Origin of the sequence: Paenibacillus sp. V4I7 (assembly GCF_030817275.1) — a bacterium.
Lineage (GTDB): Bacteria > Bacillota > Bacilli > Paenibacillales > NBRC-103111 > Paenibacillus_E.
Map to the genome: position 1 here is coordinate 5,410,923 of NZ_JAUSZD010000002.1, position 16,521 is coordinate 5,427,443.

The window sequence follows — 16,521 nt, forward strand, 5'->3', positions numbered from 1 at the left end:
GTTCACCTCTTCATATTGGCATCCATGTAACCTTGCAGGATGAGCTGTGCGGCCATTTTATCAATAACCAGCTTGCGTTTCTTCCGACTCACATCAGCTTCAAGAAGTGTGCGTGTCGCAGCTACGGTCGTTAACCGCTCATCCCACAAGTGTACAGGTACACTTAGTTTTTGCTCTAATTCTTGTGAAAATGCGATAGCAAGCTCACCGCGTGGCCCTATTGTATTATTCATATTTTTGGGTAAGCCTACCACTATTTGAGTAACACCATACTGTTTGACAATAGCCTCCAGCCGAGCGATGTCTTCCCCAGGCTTCCGACGATGTATGACTTCAAGCCCTTGAGCCGTCCAACCAAGCTCATCGCTCATCGCTACACCAATCGTTTTGTCCCCATAATCCAAACCTATCCATCTCATGCCGGTTCTCTTTTCCTTCTATTTGTGTTGACCCAGATAAGCACGAACTAATTCTTCAATGAGTTCGTCCCGTTCCCGTTTACGAATGAGGCTCCGAGCATTGTTATGCCGTGGAATATAGGCAGGATCTCCGGAAAGCAAGTACCCGACAATCTGGTTGATCGGATTATACCCTTTTTCCTGAAGAGCATCGTACACCGCTAATAACACGTCTTTCGGCGAAGTCTCAATTTCTTCTGCTTTTACGTTAAACTTCATCGTTTTATCCATGGAACTCATCAGGAGCACCTCACTTTCCTTGTGATACCATTGTAAAATATTTGAAAACCAATCCATGTATACTGGTTATATTCTCTATGGGTTTAAAAATTCCTGTCCCACAGAAAAATAATTATGCAAATTGGGAAAGAAGTCCTTCAACTCCGGACAATGCAGCTTGCAATTTGGATGCATCCTTACCACCTGCTTGCGCCATATCCGGACGACCGCCTCCGCTACCTCCAACAGCTTGAGCCACTTCTTTAATGATTTTGCCAGCGTGGAAGCCTTTAGCCACAAGATCTGGCGTTACAGCAGCTACCAAATTGACTTTGTCATCAGCAACAGCGCCGAGTACGATAACAGCGGAACCGAGCTTCGTCTTCATCTCATCCACAATATTGCGAAGCGAATCCATATCTGCTGCGTTGACTTGTGCAGCCAACACCGAAACCCCTGCTATTTGCTTCACTTGGTCTGTAAGTGAACCCGCTTCGATTCGCCCAAGTTTGCTGCGCAGTGACTCGTTTTCACGTGTCAGTTCCTTCACTTGCTGAAGCGTAGCTTCCACACGTTTAGGTACATCTTGAACATTTGATTTGAGCAAGCCCGCGGATTCTTTCAATAGTTGTAACTGTTGATCAAGGTATTCATACGCACTGCGGCCAGAGACCGCTTCGATCCGACGAACACCTGAACCGATACCGGACTCGCTGACGATCTTGAATAAGCCAATTTGACCTGTATTCTGAACGTGGCAACCGCCGCACAGCTCTAAGCTGTAATCGCCCACTTGCACAACGCGCACGATATCACCATATTTCTCACCGAACAATGCCATAGCTCCCATTGCTTTCGCGTCAGCGATTGCTTTGAGTGAAATATCCACATTCGTGTTGTTCCAAATTTGACGGTTCACACGCTGTTCCACATCCTGCAGTTCTTCGCTGCTAATGCTTCCGAAATGCGAGAAGTCAAACCGTAAACGGTCAGGTTCAACCAAAGACCCCGCTTGGTTAACATGCGTTCCAAGTACTTCCTTAAGCGCTTTGTGCAGCAAATGTGTAGCTGTATGGTTCTTAATGATGTCCCCACGCTCCGCAGCTGCAACAATAGCTTCTACCGAATCACCTTTGCGAAGTACACCCGACACAACAAGAACTTTGTGAACGTGCTGACCATGAGGCGCTTTGATAACATCTTCAACCTTCAATGACACTTGGTTACTTCGAATTATACCATAGTCACTTACCTGACCGCCGCTTTCAGCATAGAAAGGAGTCCGATCCAATACGACCTGACAAGTCTCACCAACTCCGACAATGTCTACGAGTTCATTCTCGTGAACGATCGCCACAATACTAGCAGTAACTACCAATTCATTATATCCAACAAATTCGCTTTTAATCGTCAAATCAGACAACGGTCCGCCTTGTACCTTCATGCCGCCTTCTTTATGACTGGCCGCTCTAGCACGGTCACGTTGTTCCTGCATGGAAGTATCAAACCCTGCGCGGTCGACCGTTAAACCCTTCTCAGAAGCAAAATCTTCGGTCAAATCGAAGGGGAAGCCATACGTATCATACAGCTTGAAAGCATCCGGTCCGCTGATCTGATTCGTCCCCGCTTGACATGTCTTTTCTACCATCTCGGCCAGAATGATCAAGCCATCACTTAACGTTTCATGGAAACGCTCCTCTTCGGTTCGGATGACCTTTTCGATAAATTCTCGTTTATCTACAACTTCCGTGTAGTAAACGCCCATTATTTCTCCAACGGTTGGTACCAGCTTATGAAGGAATGGCTTATCAAGACCAAGTACTTTGCCGTATCGTACAGCGCGGCGCAGCAAACGGCGGATAACATAACCGCGGCCTTCATTAGAAGGCAGCACACCATCACCAACGGAGAAAGCAACTGTGCGGATATGGTCAGCGATGACTTTGAGTGCAACATCGTGCTCATCGTTCACATGATATTTCACACCTGTAAGCTCACATGTTTTATCAATAATCGGCTTAAACAAATCCGTGTCAAAGTTTGAGTCTACATCTTGCAGAATCGAAGCAAAACGTTCTAATCCTGCACCGGTATCAATATTTTTGTTAGGGAGCGGTGTATAGCTGCCGTCCTTATTATGGTTGAATTGCGTAAATACAAGGTTCCATACTTCTAGGAAACGCTCATTTTCCCCACCTGGCCAGCATTCCGGATCAGACAAATCACCGTATTTATCACCGCGATCATAGAAAATCTCTGTACAAGGACCACATGGACCCTCGCCAATATCCCAGAAATTATCTTCTTTGAGCTTATAAATACGATCTTCGGGTATACCAATTTGTTTGTTCCAAATTTCAAAAGCTTCCTCATCATCTTCATGCACAGTGACAGAAATACGATTCGGATCAAAGCCGATCCATTGCGGATCAGTCAAAAACTCCCAAGCCCATGGAATGACTTCTTTTTTAAAATAGTCTCCGATGGAGAAATTCCCCAGCATCTCAAAGAACGTATGATGTCTGCGTGTTTTACCTACATTTTCAATATCATTCGTACGAATACATTTCTGGGCATTCGTAATCCGTGGATTTTCTGGAATTTCGCGTCCATCCAAATACGGCTTTAAAGGAGCAATCCCCGCATTAATCCACAAGAGTGAGGGGTCATTATGTGGGACGAGCGATGAACTTGGCTCTATCTTATGCCCTTTACTTGCAAAGAATTGCAACCACTTGGAACGTATTTCACTTGCTTTCATCTTTTTCAAGCCTCCATATTTATCAATTGTTCGAAAAACAAACAAAAAACGCCCCTGTAACATACAGGGACGAATAATCGCGGTACCACCCTGGTTATTGTGTTCGGTTCACCCTTGCTTATACCAAGAGGAAACAAACGCAATCTCCTTGTGCGGATCTTTAACGGGTCCAACCGGTGGAGTTCATCCACACTCCGAAACGAGCTTTGGGCCATCCTAGCATCGAAAGGTTCTCACAGCCGCCACTCAGTAATAATACTGCTCTAGCGGAACCTTCTCTCTGACGATGGACTATGGCTTACTAAAGTTTCATCAACGCTTTCAATTCAGATATAGATAAGGCAAATTATAACTATATGCTAGTACCCTGTCAATATTCATGTAAAGTTTTGGGCTCTTAGTCCATTCAATTCAAAGAAAATTAATGGAACCAACCCTTTAAGGGAATCGTACCTACAATATACTCGTTCCTTATATGATCCTCGGAGGTGTTTCAATTGGATTTTTCAACCCTCACCCTACTCGGGTTAATCACACCCATCTTTGTATTAGTCATCTACATCATGACCAAGACTCTCATCAAAAAGGAGATACCCGATAGCCGTTATAATCCTTTTGATTATATAACTGGTCAAACCCAAGCCCCATTTCAAGAACAAAAAGAGCAAAAAGAAGAAAAGGACGACCAGGGAGACGACAAAGATAAAAACTTAAAAAATCATAGTTGACAATCATTCTCAATGAAAGTATACTAATTTTAATGATAATGATTTTCATTATCGAACCAAGACATAAGGCAAGAATTCGTATACTTATTCCGTAGCCCATTCGATGGTTTACGCATGGCCACACCTTTCATATCCTCAACCCTCGTGCAGAACCCCTCTGAACCATGATCCCGCAAATCATGGCTCAGAGGGGTTCTGTGCGTCCACACCTAATGAAACCTCATGTCGTGGGCTTATGAACATAGTGAAGGAAAATATGTTGAATGATAACCTTCATGACGGCAAAGAAAGGTACAGCTAATATTAACCCCACAATACCTGCGACTTCCCCACCTACAAGTAAGGCGAAGATGATAAATAATGGATGCATATGCAGCGTTCTTCCTACCACCTGAGGAGAGATTACGTTGCCTTCGAGAATTTGTACGGCTAAATTAACAAGCGCAACTAATAACAACATTTTCAAAGAGATCGTTGAAGCCATAATGATTGCCGGCGCTGCTCCAAAAAAGGGCCCCAAGTAAGGAATAATATTAAACACCGCCACAACGCTAGCGAGCAGCAAGGCATATTGCATGCCAATAAGCCAATACCCCAAATAGGCAAGAGCTCCTATAATCAAGCAAACTAACAGTTGACCACGGATATAATTACCAAGTGCAGTGTCAATATCAATGAGCAACTTGATTGTTTTCTTACGATGCTCACGCGGCACAATTGCCAGGGCTGTTTTCTCAATAATTTGAAAATCCTTTAAGATATAGAACGCAACGAACGGTACGATGAAAGCAATGAACAGCATATTGATGGTATTTCCAATCTGATTCATGTAGTTCGAGATGGCCATGGAAATGCTATTTTCCAGCTTCGTAAGTGAATGATTAAATCCATTGCGCACACTGTCGGGCAGCAGTTGATTTTGATTAAAGCCATCTACAAGCGACTGCGCACGCATAGCCATTTGCGGCATATGCTCATTCAGTTCCGCTATTTGGGACACAAACATCGGTGTCATATTCATGATAATAACGGTCAGAGATGAGAGAAAGACACTATAAATAAGCAGTACAGCAATGGTTCTTGGCACTTTCCGCTGGTTAAGAATATTCACGATCGGGTTTAAAATGTACGAAATAATCACTGCTATAAAAAATGGCGTCACGATGGCTTTGATAAAGGTAAATACGCTAAACATGATTGGCTTTATTTGGAGAAGCATATACAAGCTGGCCAGAACAAGCAGGAGGTAGACCAGCCCGACAAACCATTTATTTTTCCAAAAGCGTTCCATTCTCTTCACCTCTGTTAATCCTTATAAACATATGCTCATACAGTATATGTACAACCTGTCCAAATTAACCCGTTAAATCATGAGCTAAACAAGAAAAAACGCTACTTCTTAAGCGCTCTGCGCTTAAAAAATAACGTTTTGTAATGTGTATTAACGATTAATTTGCATGTTCGTGGACATGAGGAATTTCTTCCTCAAAAAATAAATCATCCAAAGAACTCAACGTACCGTCTTCCTCTACTTGATACACGGACATCTTGTCTCCGTTAACACTGAGTTCAATAAAGCAACCCCAGCAGTAGAATTGATGGGAACCGATTTTTCCAATATCTTTGGAATTACAGTTTGGACAACGCATAATGCTCACCCTATTCTTCTTTGGATACGAAGAGTTCTTCTACTTCCTGAGCGCAATGTACAGGCACTATGATGGCATCTTCCCCTTTGGTTGCCGCCACCGGCATGGGAAGCCATCTTCGCCCTTCCTTTAAATCAGAAATAAACCCTTCGGACAATTCATAACCTACTATTTGTTTACCCCAATTCTGGTTTAAATAAACATCTTCTACCACGCCTAATTTGTGTCCTCCCACCGTAATGACGGGAAGACCTTTAATTTTGCGGCTTCCTTCAAGAAAAGCATGGCACTCTTCCACATGCTCAAACTCGCGAATGACACTTTCGTTCGGTATGGTAATGGCATCTTCTCCGGCAGAGACGATTCCCTCCCACGGTATATAACGTAAGGAGGAGAACCAATGCTTCACTTCGAGCATGATACCTCGTATGTTCCAATCAGGGCCTACCAACAAATCTTTAACTTGACCTATTTGTTTTCCGGAATCTACCGTAATAACGGGAAGCCCGATCAAATCATGCGCTTTGCGCAAGTTCTATTCCTCCTAGAACCACCCGGTACTATATAGTACGCAACCGCTTGACAATGGTTGCAATTTTCTGGGCAGCTGTTTCGATTTGTTCTTTAGAATTCCCCATTCCAAAACTAAATCGAACCGCGGAGGCCGTAACATTTTCTGGGAGCTTCATAGCTTGTAATACGTGTGATACTTCAAGTGAACCTGACGTACATGCAGAACCGCTTGCAGCAGCCACTTCTTCTAAATCCAGATTCATAAGAAGTGTTTCTGTTGAGATACCTGGGAAGCTGATGTTCAGAATATGCGGGATACACTGTTCCTTGTGGCCATTAATCGTAAAGTTATCGCAGCCTAATTGCTGCTCAAGTATGCTTATCATAAGCCCGCGAAACTCTGTGACATTGGATTTCATGCTATCCAGCATGGGGAGAGTAACTTCCACAGCTTTAGCAAAGCCTGCAATTGCTGCTACATTCTCCGTACCTGCGCGGCGCTTTCTCTCCTGAGAGCCGCCATAGACGTGAGGTGTCAACCTCGTGTTCTTCGATACAAATAATGCGCCTGCACCTTTGGGTCCGTATATCTTATGAGCCGAGAAACTCATTAAATCAACAGGAAGTTCATGAACATTCAGCGGAAATTTACCTAAAGCTTGCACCGCATCTACATGAAAAGGAATTTGCCGACTCCGCGCTAGATGGCCTACTTGCTCGATCGGTTGAATCGTACCCACTTCATTATTCACATACATCATGGAAATGAGAGCTGTGTCAGGACGAATAGCCGCTTCCACATCTTCTATTTGAATAAGACCGGTCGGATCTACTGGAAGGTAAGTCACCTCGTACCCGAGGCTCTCCAGTCGCTCACAGGGATGCAAAACAGCATGATGTTCGATCTCCGTCGTAATGATATGCTTCCTGCCATCCTTGTTTGCATTCATGATCCCAAAGATCGCCATGTTATTGCTTTCGGTCCCTCCGCTTGTAAAAATAAGCTCAGCAGGTAAACAGCCTAACGATTTCGCCATAGCGTCCCGAAACCGGTTGAGTGCTGTTCTAGTAGCTCTGCCGAAGCTATGTGTACTCGAAGGATTCCCAAAAAAGGCTGTATAGAATGGAAGCATTGCTTCCATTACTTCAGGATGCACGGGTGTAGTTGCTGCATGATCAAGATAAATGGGATTCATAGGACACCCTTAAATGTAAAACATGTAGTTGTCGTTCTTGCCTTGGTCTTCGAAAGAAATCAAGTTAGCAAGTGTAGTAGAATCAAGCACGTCCGCAATACTATCGCGAATGCGAATCCACAGATCACGCTTAGCCGGATCATCTTCCTCGGTGAAATCGACAGGACTGATTGGTCCTTCTAAAACACGAATAACCTCGCCTGCTGTTACTAGTTCAGCGGATTTGGAGAGAATATATCCACCGTAAGCACCACGAATACTTTTGACCAATCCTGCATTGCGAAGCGGAGCTACAAGTTGTTCCAGATAATGCTCAGAAAGCTGATGCTTTTCGGCAATACTTTTGAGTGAAGTCGGTCCTTCACCAAATCGATTGGCCAGCTCCATCATGATCGTTAAACCATAGCGGCCTTTTGTAGAAATTTTCAAAGTTACACCTCATTCAACATTATATGCCATCAAGGAGTCTGATCGATATTGCAAAAACTTCTGTTGCCTACCATCTATTTTATCCACGTTCAGACACTATGGTCTTCCCTATCTTGGTACACAGCGTTTCCATTTTTCGCAAAAACATTCCTAAACATCCGTATATCGTATATATGGTATCATAAATTCCTTGTTCTGTGGGGGAAAAACAATGACATTCTCATGAAATATTTTAATTTTGAACAATAGAGAGGTATAATAGTAAGAGTTTTAAAAAAAGTCCCACAAGATAGAAAAGAGGTTCGCAGCTATGAGTAAAAAAACACGTGTCATTTTGGGAATGTCCGGAGGTGTCGATTCTTCGGTTGCTGCGCTGTTGCTTAAGGAACAGGGCTACGAGGTTATTGGCATTTTTATGAAAAATTGGGACGATACCGATGAGTTTGGCCATTGTACCGCAGAAGAAGATGCAGAGGATGTTAGAAGAGTGTGCGATCAGCTCGACATCCCTTTCTATACAGTTAATTTCGAAAAGCAATATTACGACAAAGTTTTCGCCTACTTCTTAGATGAGTACACCAAGGGCCGCACGCCGAATCCGGATGTGATGTGTAACCGGGAAATAAAATTCGGGGAATTGCTTCAGAAGGTCATTGATCTAGGCGGGGATTACATTGCAACAGGTCACTATGCACAAGTGAAAGAGCAAGATGGTGAATATGTGCTTTTGCGTGGTAATGATGCCAACAAAGATCAAACGTACTTCCTTAACGTACTCAATCAGCAGCAGCTGTCCAAAGCCATGTTCCCGATTGGCCACCTACCGAAACCAAAGGTTCGTGAAATTGCTGAAGCAGCAGGTCTAGCCACAGCTAAAAAGAAAGACAGCACTGGAATTTGCTTTATCGGAGAGCGCGACTTTAAACAGTTCCTCAGCCAATACTTGCCTGCAAAGCCCGGCAATATGGTCGATATTCGTAACGGTGAAGTCAAAGGGCGTCACGACGGTTTGATGTACTACACCCTGGGTCAAAGACAAGGACTTGGTATTGGCGGTTCAGGCTCGGGGGAGCCATGGTTCGTTGTAGATAAAGATTTGAAAAACAATCAATTGCTTGTTGTTCAAGGTGAGCAGTATCCGGGGCTATATTCTAAGGGCTTAACAGCCACAGATTTGAACTGGATATCATCAACCAAACCTGTGGGCACATATGCCTGCACAGCCAAATTCCGTTACCGTCAGCCCGACCAAGGCGTAGTCCTGACGTTTATGGAGGATGGCACATGTGAAGTTGTCTTCGATAAACCACAAAAAGCCGTAACGCCGGGGCAATCCGTTGTTTTCTATGATGGAGACGTGTGTTTAGGCGGCGGAGTTATTGATAAGGTTCATAAGTAAGTTTGATTGTCGGATATAGGAGTAGGAAGGATGATCGTTATGGTCAAAGTGAATGATGTTGGTTGGAAAGCTGCTGCTTATGAGGATGTTACGAAGATCGTGAAAGAGGTCGGTATTCTCCCGCTCTCTTCGTTCATACCGGATCATCCTTCCCTTGAATCTATAACTGTGCACGAACAATGGCATACCGGGCTAGAGACAGATCCTTGGCTATGGCGAGATCGTCTGCCTGGCGACGGCATTGCCGCTTATGGTCGCTTTTTTGCAAAGAAGCCTCTGTTGATTTCTGCCGAGCTCTTCCCATTGATTAAGAATTTGTTAGACGAGCCTTATTCTGTTGAGGAACGTTATGCAGATGGAGAGCTTCCCAAATCGGCTGTCGAACTTTTCCAAGCCGTTGAAGAGAACGAAGGCATCGATGTGAAGGAGCTTCGCTCCAAAATCGGGATGAAAGCCAAGGAGTCGAAAAATGAATTCGACCGAGCACTGATAGAACTACAAAGTAAAACAGATATCCTTATAGCTGGTATAAGCGAACGCCTGAATGCCAATGGCACCAAGAACGGCTGGAACAGCACCTGCTATATGACTGCCAAGCATTGGATGGAGCTTCATGGGATTAAGGCGAATACACTTCCAACTCCGGAAGCAAAAAGTCAACTCAGAGCGTTGCTTCAAGAACGGTTTAGTGCTGCCGCGGGTGTTTATCTGGGTAAGATTTATAAATTATAGGAATGATCATTAATAGGAGCCCTGAGGGCTCCTATTTCTGTTTTCAGCACGGTGCCAGCAAACATATAATCCGGCATCTTGTAGAAATTTACCGTTTGCCCTTCAAGTATGCAGGCTTACTTCTAAGCACAGGATAATCGCGAAAGGTGTGAGAGAATGGGTAGATTCTTAGTCGTACTTCTGATTATTTGGGTTGGTTGGTCCGGAAGTTTGCAAACAAGGGCAGAGGCAAGTACAGGGGCAAGTACAGAGATAGGTACAGAGATAAGTATACAGGTAAATACAGAAGAAATTATAATAGAATATATGCCTGAGCAAGATCCTGAATATGCTAAATGGAGCCGTCTTGCCTTTCAGGAAGCTGGGAAAATATACACTTTATTAGATTATAAATATTTAGGGCGGTCGACTATCGCACCCGGTGTTGCACAGCAGCAGTTTCGCTTCTGGGTAAGACATCAGGGTGTCGAATTTCCGCTGATTGTTTCGATTCGGTACGATCCTATTACAGAGAGGGTTTTCACAATCGATATGGAACAAGAAAAAAGAGGGAACCTACTGATTTTATAAACCTGTAGGTGTCCCTCTTCTTTTATGCTGATTGAGCTTCATCTTTTCTTCTGTCCCCTGCTCACTAGCTGCAAAGATAATCTCATTTCGTATTTCGTCGGGTAAGTACTGCTGCTTCACATAGTGTCCTGGGTAATTATGCGGATACATGTAACCTTTATGTCCGAGCTGATCGGCACCTTTATAGTGCGTATCACGCAGATGAAGCGGTACATTCGCAGATTTCACTTGGTCCATCAACTGTTCCGCACGAGAGATGGCCATCGGTATCGAATTAGACTTTGGACTCTCCACAGCGAATAAAATTGCCTGGGAAATGATGTATTTGGATTCCGGCCAGCCAATCTTATGATAGGCGTCCATGGCCGTCACGGACTGCACCATTGCCTGCGGGTTGGCAAGGCCGATATCTTCGCTGCAGGCGACGATAAGACGCCGCAGGAACGTCATAGGATCCATGCCGAGCTTCTCGACGGCATATAGGAACCAGAACAGCGCGGCATCACTGGAGCCGCGCACGCTCTTGTGAAAAGCGGACAAGACGTCGTATTGTGTCGACTCGTCCGCTTTCACGATGGGGCGGCGGATCGACTCTTCCGCCACCTCGAGCGTAATCTGAACCGTTCCATCCGGTTCAGGTGAAGTTGTGAGCGCTGCAAGCTCCAGCGCGTTAAGCGAACGGCGGATGTCGCCATTAGCCATCCGCGCAATGTGCTCCAGCGCCTCCTCGTCTACGTGGAGGCGCATGAACCCGAGCCCCTTCACGGGGTCGGCGATGGCTCTTCGCATGGCGATGAGCGCATGCTCCGCCGTGAGAGGCTCGAGCTGAAACAGCGTCGAGCGCGACAGCAGAGCCCCGTTCACATGGTGAAACGGGTTCTCTGTCGTCGCACCGATGAAGATGAGGATGCCCTGCTCTACCGCAGGTAGCAGCGCATCCTGCCGCGAGGTGTTGAAGCGATGCACCTCGTCCAAGAAAAGAGTCGTCTTACGACCGTACATCGCTTTATTGGTCTTTGCTAGCTCGATAATTTCTCGCACATCTTTGACCGAAGCGTCTACGGCGTTCAGCTTCATGAACTCACCCTGTGTTCGGTTCGCAATGATGTTGGCCAATGTTGTTTTGCCGGTGCCCGGGGGTCCATAGAGCAAGATTGAGGTCACTTGATCGGCCTCAATCGCTCGTCTTAGCAGCTTTCCTTTTCCGACGATTTGCTCCTGGCCAATATACTCATCGAGCGATGTTGGCCGCATACGATCAGCTAACAGCTTTCCTGTTGGTTCTTGTGAAGAAGCATATGTAAACAAGTCCATAAGTTGATTATCCTTTACTTTGCATTGAAAGATATAAACTCTATTATAACCCGCACACGAAATCATGTCATGTTTTGTAAGTAAACTGCTACTGCTGGTTTCAGAGAAGTTGTCGAATCCATATACGGTCGAGTAAGAAAAGATCCCCCTGATACGAAACCAGGAGGATCTTTCTTGATACTATTTATACAGACTGAGGAGTTGCATTGTCATTCTGCGGTTCCGGACGCTGGACAGGTACCGTGAAGCGAAGTGGCCCTGCTATGAATGTAGCCGCAAGTCCGACAATACCGAACACGATACTTATGATAAAACCATGGTTAATCGCTGTTCCCAGTGAATCTCGGAGGAAATTCATCGTTTCCCTAGGGAATGCAGCTCCCGCTCGGATCAAATGTTCTGGATTAGCTAAAGTCGTTAATTGATTAAGAGGCATGTTGTGCTCAGCAGCGCCAACTTGAATGAGATTGTTGTATTTAGTGTTGACAATAGTCGCCATAATCGAAGCTCCGAGAACCCCTCCTATATTACGCCAAAAGCCAATGATGGAGGAGCTGACTCCTATATATTTGGGATCTACGCTAAGAGCAACTGCATTCTGAGCAACACTCATTAAAGGTCCAATTGCCCCTACGCCAAGTATAACCATCAGGGTAATCATATACAGATTACCTGCGTCATGACTGACTACACTTAACAAATAACTAATGACAATACCCGTAATCATACTGAACGCGATAACTGCACGGAAGCTAAAATAACGTTGAAGGAAACCAAACAATACAGCCCCCACCATTAAAGAAAACATCATCGGGGTCAGAAGAACATTTGAATTCGCCCGACCTAGCACTGCAGTTGAGAAAATAGGCAAGTAAGCAATAGCCGAGAACATAATCGCTCCTTGGCAGAGACAAGCTAACATCATGCCGAGAACCATTCGGTTTTTGAATAAAGGTAAAGGCAGCATGGGTTCTTGGGCCCTGCGTTCAACCATAATGAAAAGAAAACCTACAACAACGGCAACAGCTAACAAACTTATGATTTGCCAGGACGCCCATGTATAATCTTTACCACCGAACTCTAATGCGAGCATGAGTGAAACAGTAGAGATAATGAGTAATAGCGTCCCTAAATAATCAATTTTCGGACGACGAGTCGAACGAGTTTCCTTAAGAGCAACAAGTAAAACAAAGAATGAGAGTAAACCCAGTGGCAAATTAACATAGAAACACCAGCGCCAACCCCAGGTTTCGGCGAGCAAGGTGCCTATTTGCGGTCCCGCTACGGATGATAGGCCGAATATCCCAGCAAATACCCCTGACAGCTTAGCCCCCTCTTTGGGATCTGAAAAAAGCGTATAAATAATGGTGAAACTAATGGGAAAAATAGCTCCTGAACCTATCCCCTGAATCGCTCTATATACGATCAGCTGCGTCATATCCTGGGCCGTACCACAGAGTGCCGAACCGATCAAAAATATGGATATTCCAATCAAATAAAAGAGCTTTCTGCCAAACATATCCGACAGCTTTCCGAAAACAAGCATCGTGCTCGTAGATGCAAGCATATACGCTGTGAATACCCAACTGATCTTATCGAAACCATTAATATCGCCTATGATATGACTTATAGCAGCCGCCGTAATTGTATTATCTAACGCAGACATCAAAAGCCCTAAAGCCATTGCCAGTATAATAAAACCTGTTTTTTTATTACCCACTATCGTTTTACCCCTTTTCCACTTTTAAATTACTCAACCGTTCTATTCCGGCCATTAATGTTCGCATAGTACTTTCCGTATTTTCGATACCAATTTGAATACAAAGCTCCTGCGTCTGGGACATTAATGACTTTGACTTACCGTTCTCATACATTTTCCGCAAACGCTCAAGATCATCTTTCGCACTCAATACGCCATTTTCCAAATATTCAATAATGACCTCAACCTCAATAAATTCTCCAAAAAACAAGCGAGTCATCGCATCAGACTTGAATTCATTGGCTTGCATGGGACTGTACATGTAGGCTTTGAAATGCTTTTGGCCTTCCTCCGTTATGGAGTAGACATTCTTATTCGGTCTTCCATCCTGGATAACACTTTCCTTGGTAATGAGACCTTCCTTCTCCATCTTGCTAAGCGTAGGATAAATCGTGCCAAAGCTTGCATTGTAAAAATAGGAAAATACCGTCTCAAACATATGCTTGATGTCGTATCCTGATAGACTGCGTTTCATTAAAATTCCTAAAATGACATCCTGACTAGTCATGCTGTAAGTCCTCCTTTTTCATGTGTGCTTCGTTATTAACAATTTATCGGATTACATATATCGAGTCAACATATAAATGTTTGATATATACAATACTGATATAACATTTATTGATTTAACCTTTACAATACCCTCCGGAGCCTTATGAAAGGGAACGTAGATGCGTTATTTTGCTAAAAAGTCGTTGTAAGACTGGTGAAGCGGAACGTCAATGCCTTATTTCCTTTATGAAAGCCGTATTCCGTCTAAATGGCAAAATAGCGCATCCTATTTCCACTTAGAGGCAAATAGGCAGGAATTCGATAAACAACGCATCGTAGTTCCCTTATTTTCGTCCGAGCCCCTAGGCATTGAATAATCAGGGCAAATCGAGTAGGAGGGGGCGGCTAGCCCCCGACCTCTCACACCACCGTACATACCGTTCGGTATACGGCGGTTCATGAAAAATTCCGTAAAGAGTTGTATCTGTCCAACAGGCTATTCAAACCATTGGTCTTCCAATATTGGTTATCCAATGCTCGTTGTAGAATTGGGCTACTTGCAATACGCCAGTACCCTTTACGGGTATTCCCCCATTCAAAGGCCTTATCTTTAGGAGTTCCTAGAGATAACAGCCTTTTTACTTTGGTCTTTGGTAACTTCCATTGCTTCCAAAGGCACATTCGTAGCCTTCTTCGAATCCATGAGTCCAATCTTTGAAAGACGATTGGCGTATCCGCAAGCGAGAAGTACCTGCACCATCCGATAAGGTATTGGTTCAGTTCCTTGATTCGCTCTTCCATCTTCATCGACTTTCTTCGAGACGTTATCTCTCGAATCTTAGCCTCCGCTTTTTGTAGGGATTGCTTGGCAATCCTCACCTTCGGCTCTTTGTTCACGCTGAAACTAAATCCGAGAAACTTCCGTTTCCATGGTCGGTCCACTGCGCTTTTAGCTTGGTTTACCTTGAGTTTCAGCCTTGTCTCGATGAATCGGGTTACGGATGCCTTTACTCGCTCGCCTGCTCTTTTCGTTTTCACGTAGAGGTTGCAGTCGTCCGCATAGCGGACGAATCGGTGTCCACGCTTCTCTAGTTCTTTGTCCAGTTCGTCCAGTACGATGTTGGATAGTAACGGACTGAGCGGACCGCCCTGTGGCGTTCCTTCTGATGTCGGTTTAACCATTCCGTCCTCCATCACGCCCGATTGAAGGTATTTGCGGATAAGCAGAAGAACTTTCTTGTCCTTTACTTTCTCCGAAATCTTCATCATGAGTCGGTCATGATTGACGCGGTCAAAGAATTTCTCCAGATCCAGATCGACTACGAAACGATATCCTTCTTTCATGAATTCTCTAGCTTTCCTTACTGCATCATGTCCTCGCCTTTTAGGACGAAATCCATAGCTGTGCTCGGAAAACTGTGGATCAAACAGTGGTGTTAACACCTGGGCGATGGCTTGCTGAAGCATTCGATCTGTTACGGTAGGTACACCTAACAACCTCACATCTCCGCCGCTGGGTTTCGGGATTTCGACCCGACGCACGGGGCTAGGTTGGTAGGTTCCTTCTTCTATCGCTTGCCGTATGGTCTGCCAGTTTTGTTTGATGTGTTCTCGTAAGGATTTTACGGACATACCATCTACGCCGTGGCTTCCTTTGTTCGCCTCCACACGTTTTAATGCTTCAAGGAGATTTTCCCGTGACAGCAAATGTTCTAGCATTTCTACAACTCCTTACGTGATTTGTACCTTCCTCTTGTGCCAAGATGAATTATGCCCTGCCGAAGCCCCACACGGGATTCACCGTTTCCTTCTCCAGTCAGGTCCTTTCAGATTTTCTGCTTTCATCACTCATCCTGAACGCCTTGATGTACAAATACCAACTTCATGTTCAGCCCTTCCGCTTCGTGTTGCAACCGAAGCGTACTATGGCTTCTGCTGACTTCTGTACGCTCAGCCTACTTTCACAAGTAGGGTTATGGAGATTGCTCCGCGTTCCGTACAGATCTCCCCAGGTAAGAGCGCTATCTTCCTCTCCATCTATCTGCTTCATTTACTCTCGTACGCCTTTGGCAGTAAGGATTTTAACTTGTTATGCAGTCTCATCCAACGTACATTAGCCTTATATGAAGTTCGTGTTCCTCAGACCGGAGATTTGCCGCCGGCTTCCTTCAGATTCCACCTCGCGATGGACACCCTTGCCTTAAGCTATGGCTACTACTGCCTTCACCATTCGGGACTTGAACCCTAGAGATAGCGCCCATGCTGGGCGCACATAAAAAAACGGATGCCCATCTTCCAATGGGCA

17 protein-coding genes are annotated in these 16,521 nt (G+C 44.8%); 5 read left to right on the plus strand and 12 right to left on the minus strand.

All coding sequences use genetic code 11. The annotated features are described in order from the left end of the window. Positions 1-2 precede the first annotated feature (2 nt). The 3 genes from ruvX to alaS form a co-directional block, all read right to left on the minus strand. Entirely contained in the window at positions 3-419 is a 417-nt protein-coding gene (ruvX, locus tag QFZ80_RS25265; RefSeq protein WP_171644688.1) for a Holliday junction resolvase RuvX, read from the minus strand. Positions 420-437: 18 nt separating this feature from the next. Beyond that, positions 438-698: an IreB family regulatory phosphoprotein gene (locus tag QFZ80_RS25270; RefSeq protein ID WP_028555746.1), complete on the minus strand. Its 261-nt coding sequence runs from the start codon at positions 696-698 to the stop codon at positions 438-440. A 112-nt stretch (positions 699-810) separates the two neighbouring features. Further along, on the minus strand, positions 811-3,438 hold the full coding sequence (alaS, locus tag QFZ80_RS25275) for an alanine--tRNA ligase (RefSeq protein ID WP_307561714.1): 2,628 nt from the start codon (positions 3,436-3,438) through the stop codon (positions 811-813). A 497-nt stretch (positions 3,439-3,935) separates the two neighbouring features. Between alaS and QFZ80_RS25280 the strand changes: the two genes are divergently transcribed. After that, positions 3,936-4,166 carry a DUF3951 domain-containing protein gene (locus QFZ80_RS25280; RefSeq protein ID WP_307553281.1) on the plus strand — a complete coding sequence of 77 codons (231 nt, stop codon included), beginning with the start codon at positions 3,936-3,938 and terminating at the stop codon, positions 4,164-4,166. Between the two features lie 220 nt (positions 4,167-4,386). Here the strand turns inward: QFZ80_RS25280 and QFZ80_RS25285 are convergent, their stop codons facing one another. The 5 genes from QFZ80_RS25285 to cymR all read right to left on the minus strand — a co-directional run bounded on the left by QFZ80_RS25285 (position 4,387) and on the right by cymR (position 7,953). After that, complete coding sequence (locus tag QFZ80_RS25285) at positions 4,387-5,457, minus strand: AI-2E family transporter (RefSeq protein WP_307553280.1); 1,071 nt, start codon at positions 5,455-5,457, stop codon at positions 4,387-4,389. Positions 5,458-5,614: 157 nt separating this feature from the next. Then, positions 5,615-5,818, minus strand: a complete 204-nt coding sequence (locus tag QFZ80_RS25290) for a hypothetical protein (protein WP_047676263.1) — start codon at positions 5,816-5,818, stop codon at positions 5,615-5,617. Between the two features lie 7 nt (positions 5,819-5,825). Continuing rightward, entirely contained in the window at positions 5,826-6,347 is a 522-nt protein-coding gene (locus QFZ80_RS25295) for a PRC-barrel domain-containing protein (RefSeq protein ID WP_307553279.1), read from the minus strand. Between the two features lie 28 nt (positions 6,348-6,375). Beyond that, a complete protein-coding gene (locus QFZ80_RS25300; RefSeq protein ID WP_307553278.1) occupies positions 6,376-7,524 on the minus strand; it encodes a cysteine desulfurase family protein in 1,149 nt (382 codons plus the stop codon). A 9-nt stretch (positions 7,525-7,533) separates the two neighbouring features. After that, a complete protein-coding gene (gene cymR, locus QFZ80_RS25305) occupies positions 7,534-7,953 on the minus strand; it encodes a cysteine metabolism transcriptional regulator CymR (protein WP_029196904.1) in 420 nt (139 codons plus the stop codon). Positions 7,954-8,263: 310 nt separating this feature from the next. On the opposite strand from cymR, the gene mnmA reads away from it, so the two are divergent. The 3 genes from mnmA to QFZ80_RS25320 all read left to right on the plus strand — a co-directional run bounded on the left by mnmA (position 8,264) and on the right by QFZ80_RS25320 (position 10,654). Beyond that, positions 8,264-9,352 (plus strand): tRNA 2-thiouridine(34) synthase MnmA, encoded by a 1,089-nt coding sequence (gene mnmA, locus QFZ80_RS25310; RefSeq protein ID WP_307561717.1) that lies wholly within the window; start codon positions 8,264-8,266, stop codon positions 9,350-9,352. 30 nt (positions 9,353-9,382) lie between these two features. Next, positions 9,383-10,084, plus strand: coding sequence for an AlkZ-related protein (locus tag QFZ80_RS25315; protein ID WP_307561719.1), 702 nt, complete (start codon positions 9,383-9,385; stop codon positions 10,082-10,084). A 156-nt stretch (positions 10,085-10,240) separates the two neighbouring features. After that, the gene (locus tag QFZ80_RS25320; RefSeq protein WP_307553275.1) at positions 10,241-10,654 is read left to right on the plus strand and encodes a DUF3889 domain-containing protein; all 414 of its coding nucleotides are present in this window, start codon (positions 10,241-10,243) and stop codon (positions 10,652-10,654) included. Here QFZ80_RS25320 and QFZ80_RS25325 read toward each other — a convergent pair. The 4 genes from QFZ80_RS25325 to ltrA form a co-directional block, all read right to left on the minus strand. Further along, the gene (locus QFZ80_RS25325) at positions 10,649-11,968 is read right to left on the minus strand and encodes a replication-associated recombination protein A (protein WP_171693780.1); all 1,320 of its coding nucleotides are present in this window, start codon (positions 11,966-11,968) and stop codon (positions 10,649-10,651) included. The two genes, QFZ80_RS25320 and QFZ80_RS25325, sit on opposite strands and share 6 nt — an antisense overlap. A gap of 184 nt (positions 11,969-12,152) precedes the next feature. Continuing rightward, on the minus strand, positions 12,153-13,688 hold the full coding sequence (locus QFZ80_RS25330; RefSeq protein WP_307561721.1) for an MFS transporter: 1,536 nt from the start codon (positions 13,686-13,688) through the stop codon (positions 12,153-12,155). A gap of 7 nt (positions 13,689-13,695) precedes the next feature. Beyond that, on the minus strand, positions 13,696-14,235 hold the full coding sequence (locus QFZ80_RS25335; RefSeq protein WP_307553273.1) for a PadR family transcriptional regulator: 540 nt from the start codon (positions 14,233-14,235) through the stop codon (positions 13,696-13,698). A 437-nt stretch (positions 14,236-14,672) separates the two neighbouring features. Continuing rightward, positions 14,673-15,935: a group II intron reverse transcriptase/maturase gene (ltrA, locus tag QFZ80_RS25340; protein ID WP_307561723.1), complete on the minus strand. Its 1,263-nt coding sequence runs from the start codon at positions 15,933-15,935 to the stop codon at positions 14,673-14,675. 256 nt (positions 15,936-16,191) lie between these two features. On the opposite strand from ltrA, the gene QFZ80_RS25345 reads away from it, so the two are divergent. After that, positions 16,192-16,464: a hypothetical protein gene (locus QFZ80_RS25345; protein WP_307561725.1), complete on the plus strand. Its 273-nt coding sequence runs from the start codon at positions 16,192-16,194 to the stop codon at positions 16,462-16,464. Positions 16,465-16,521: the final 57 nt, after the last annotated feature.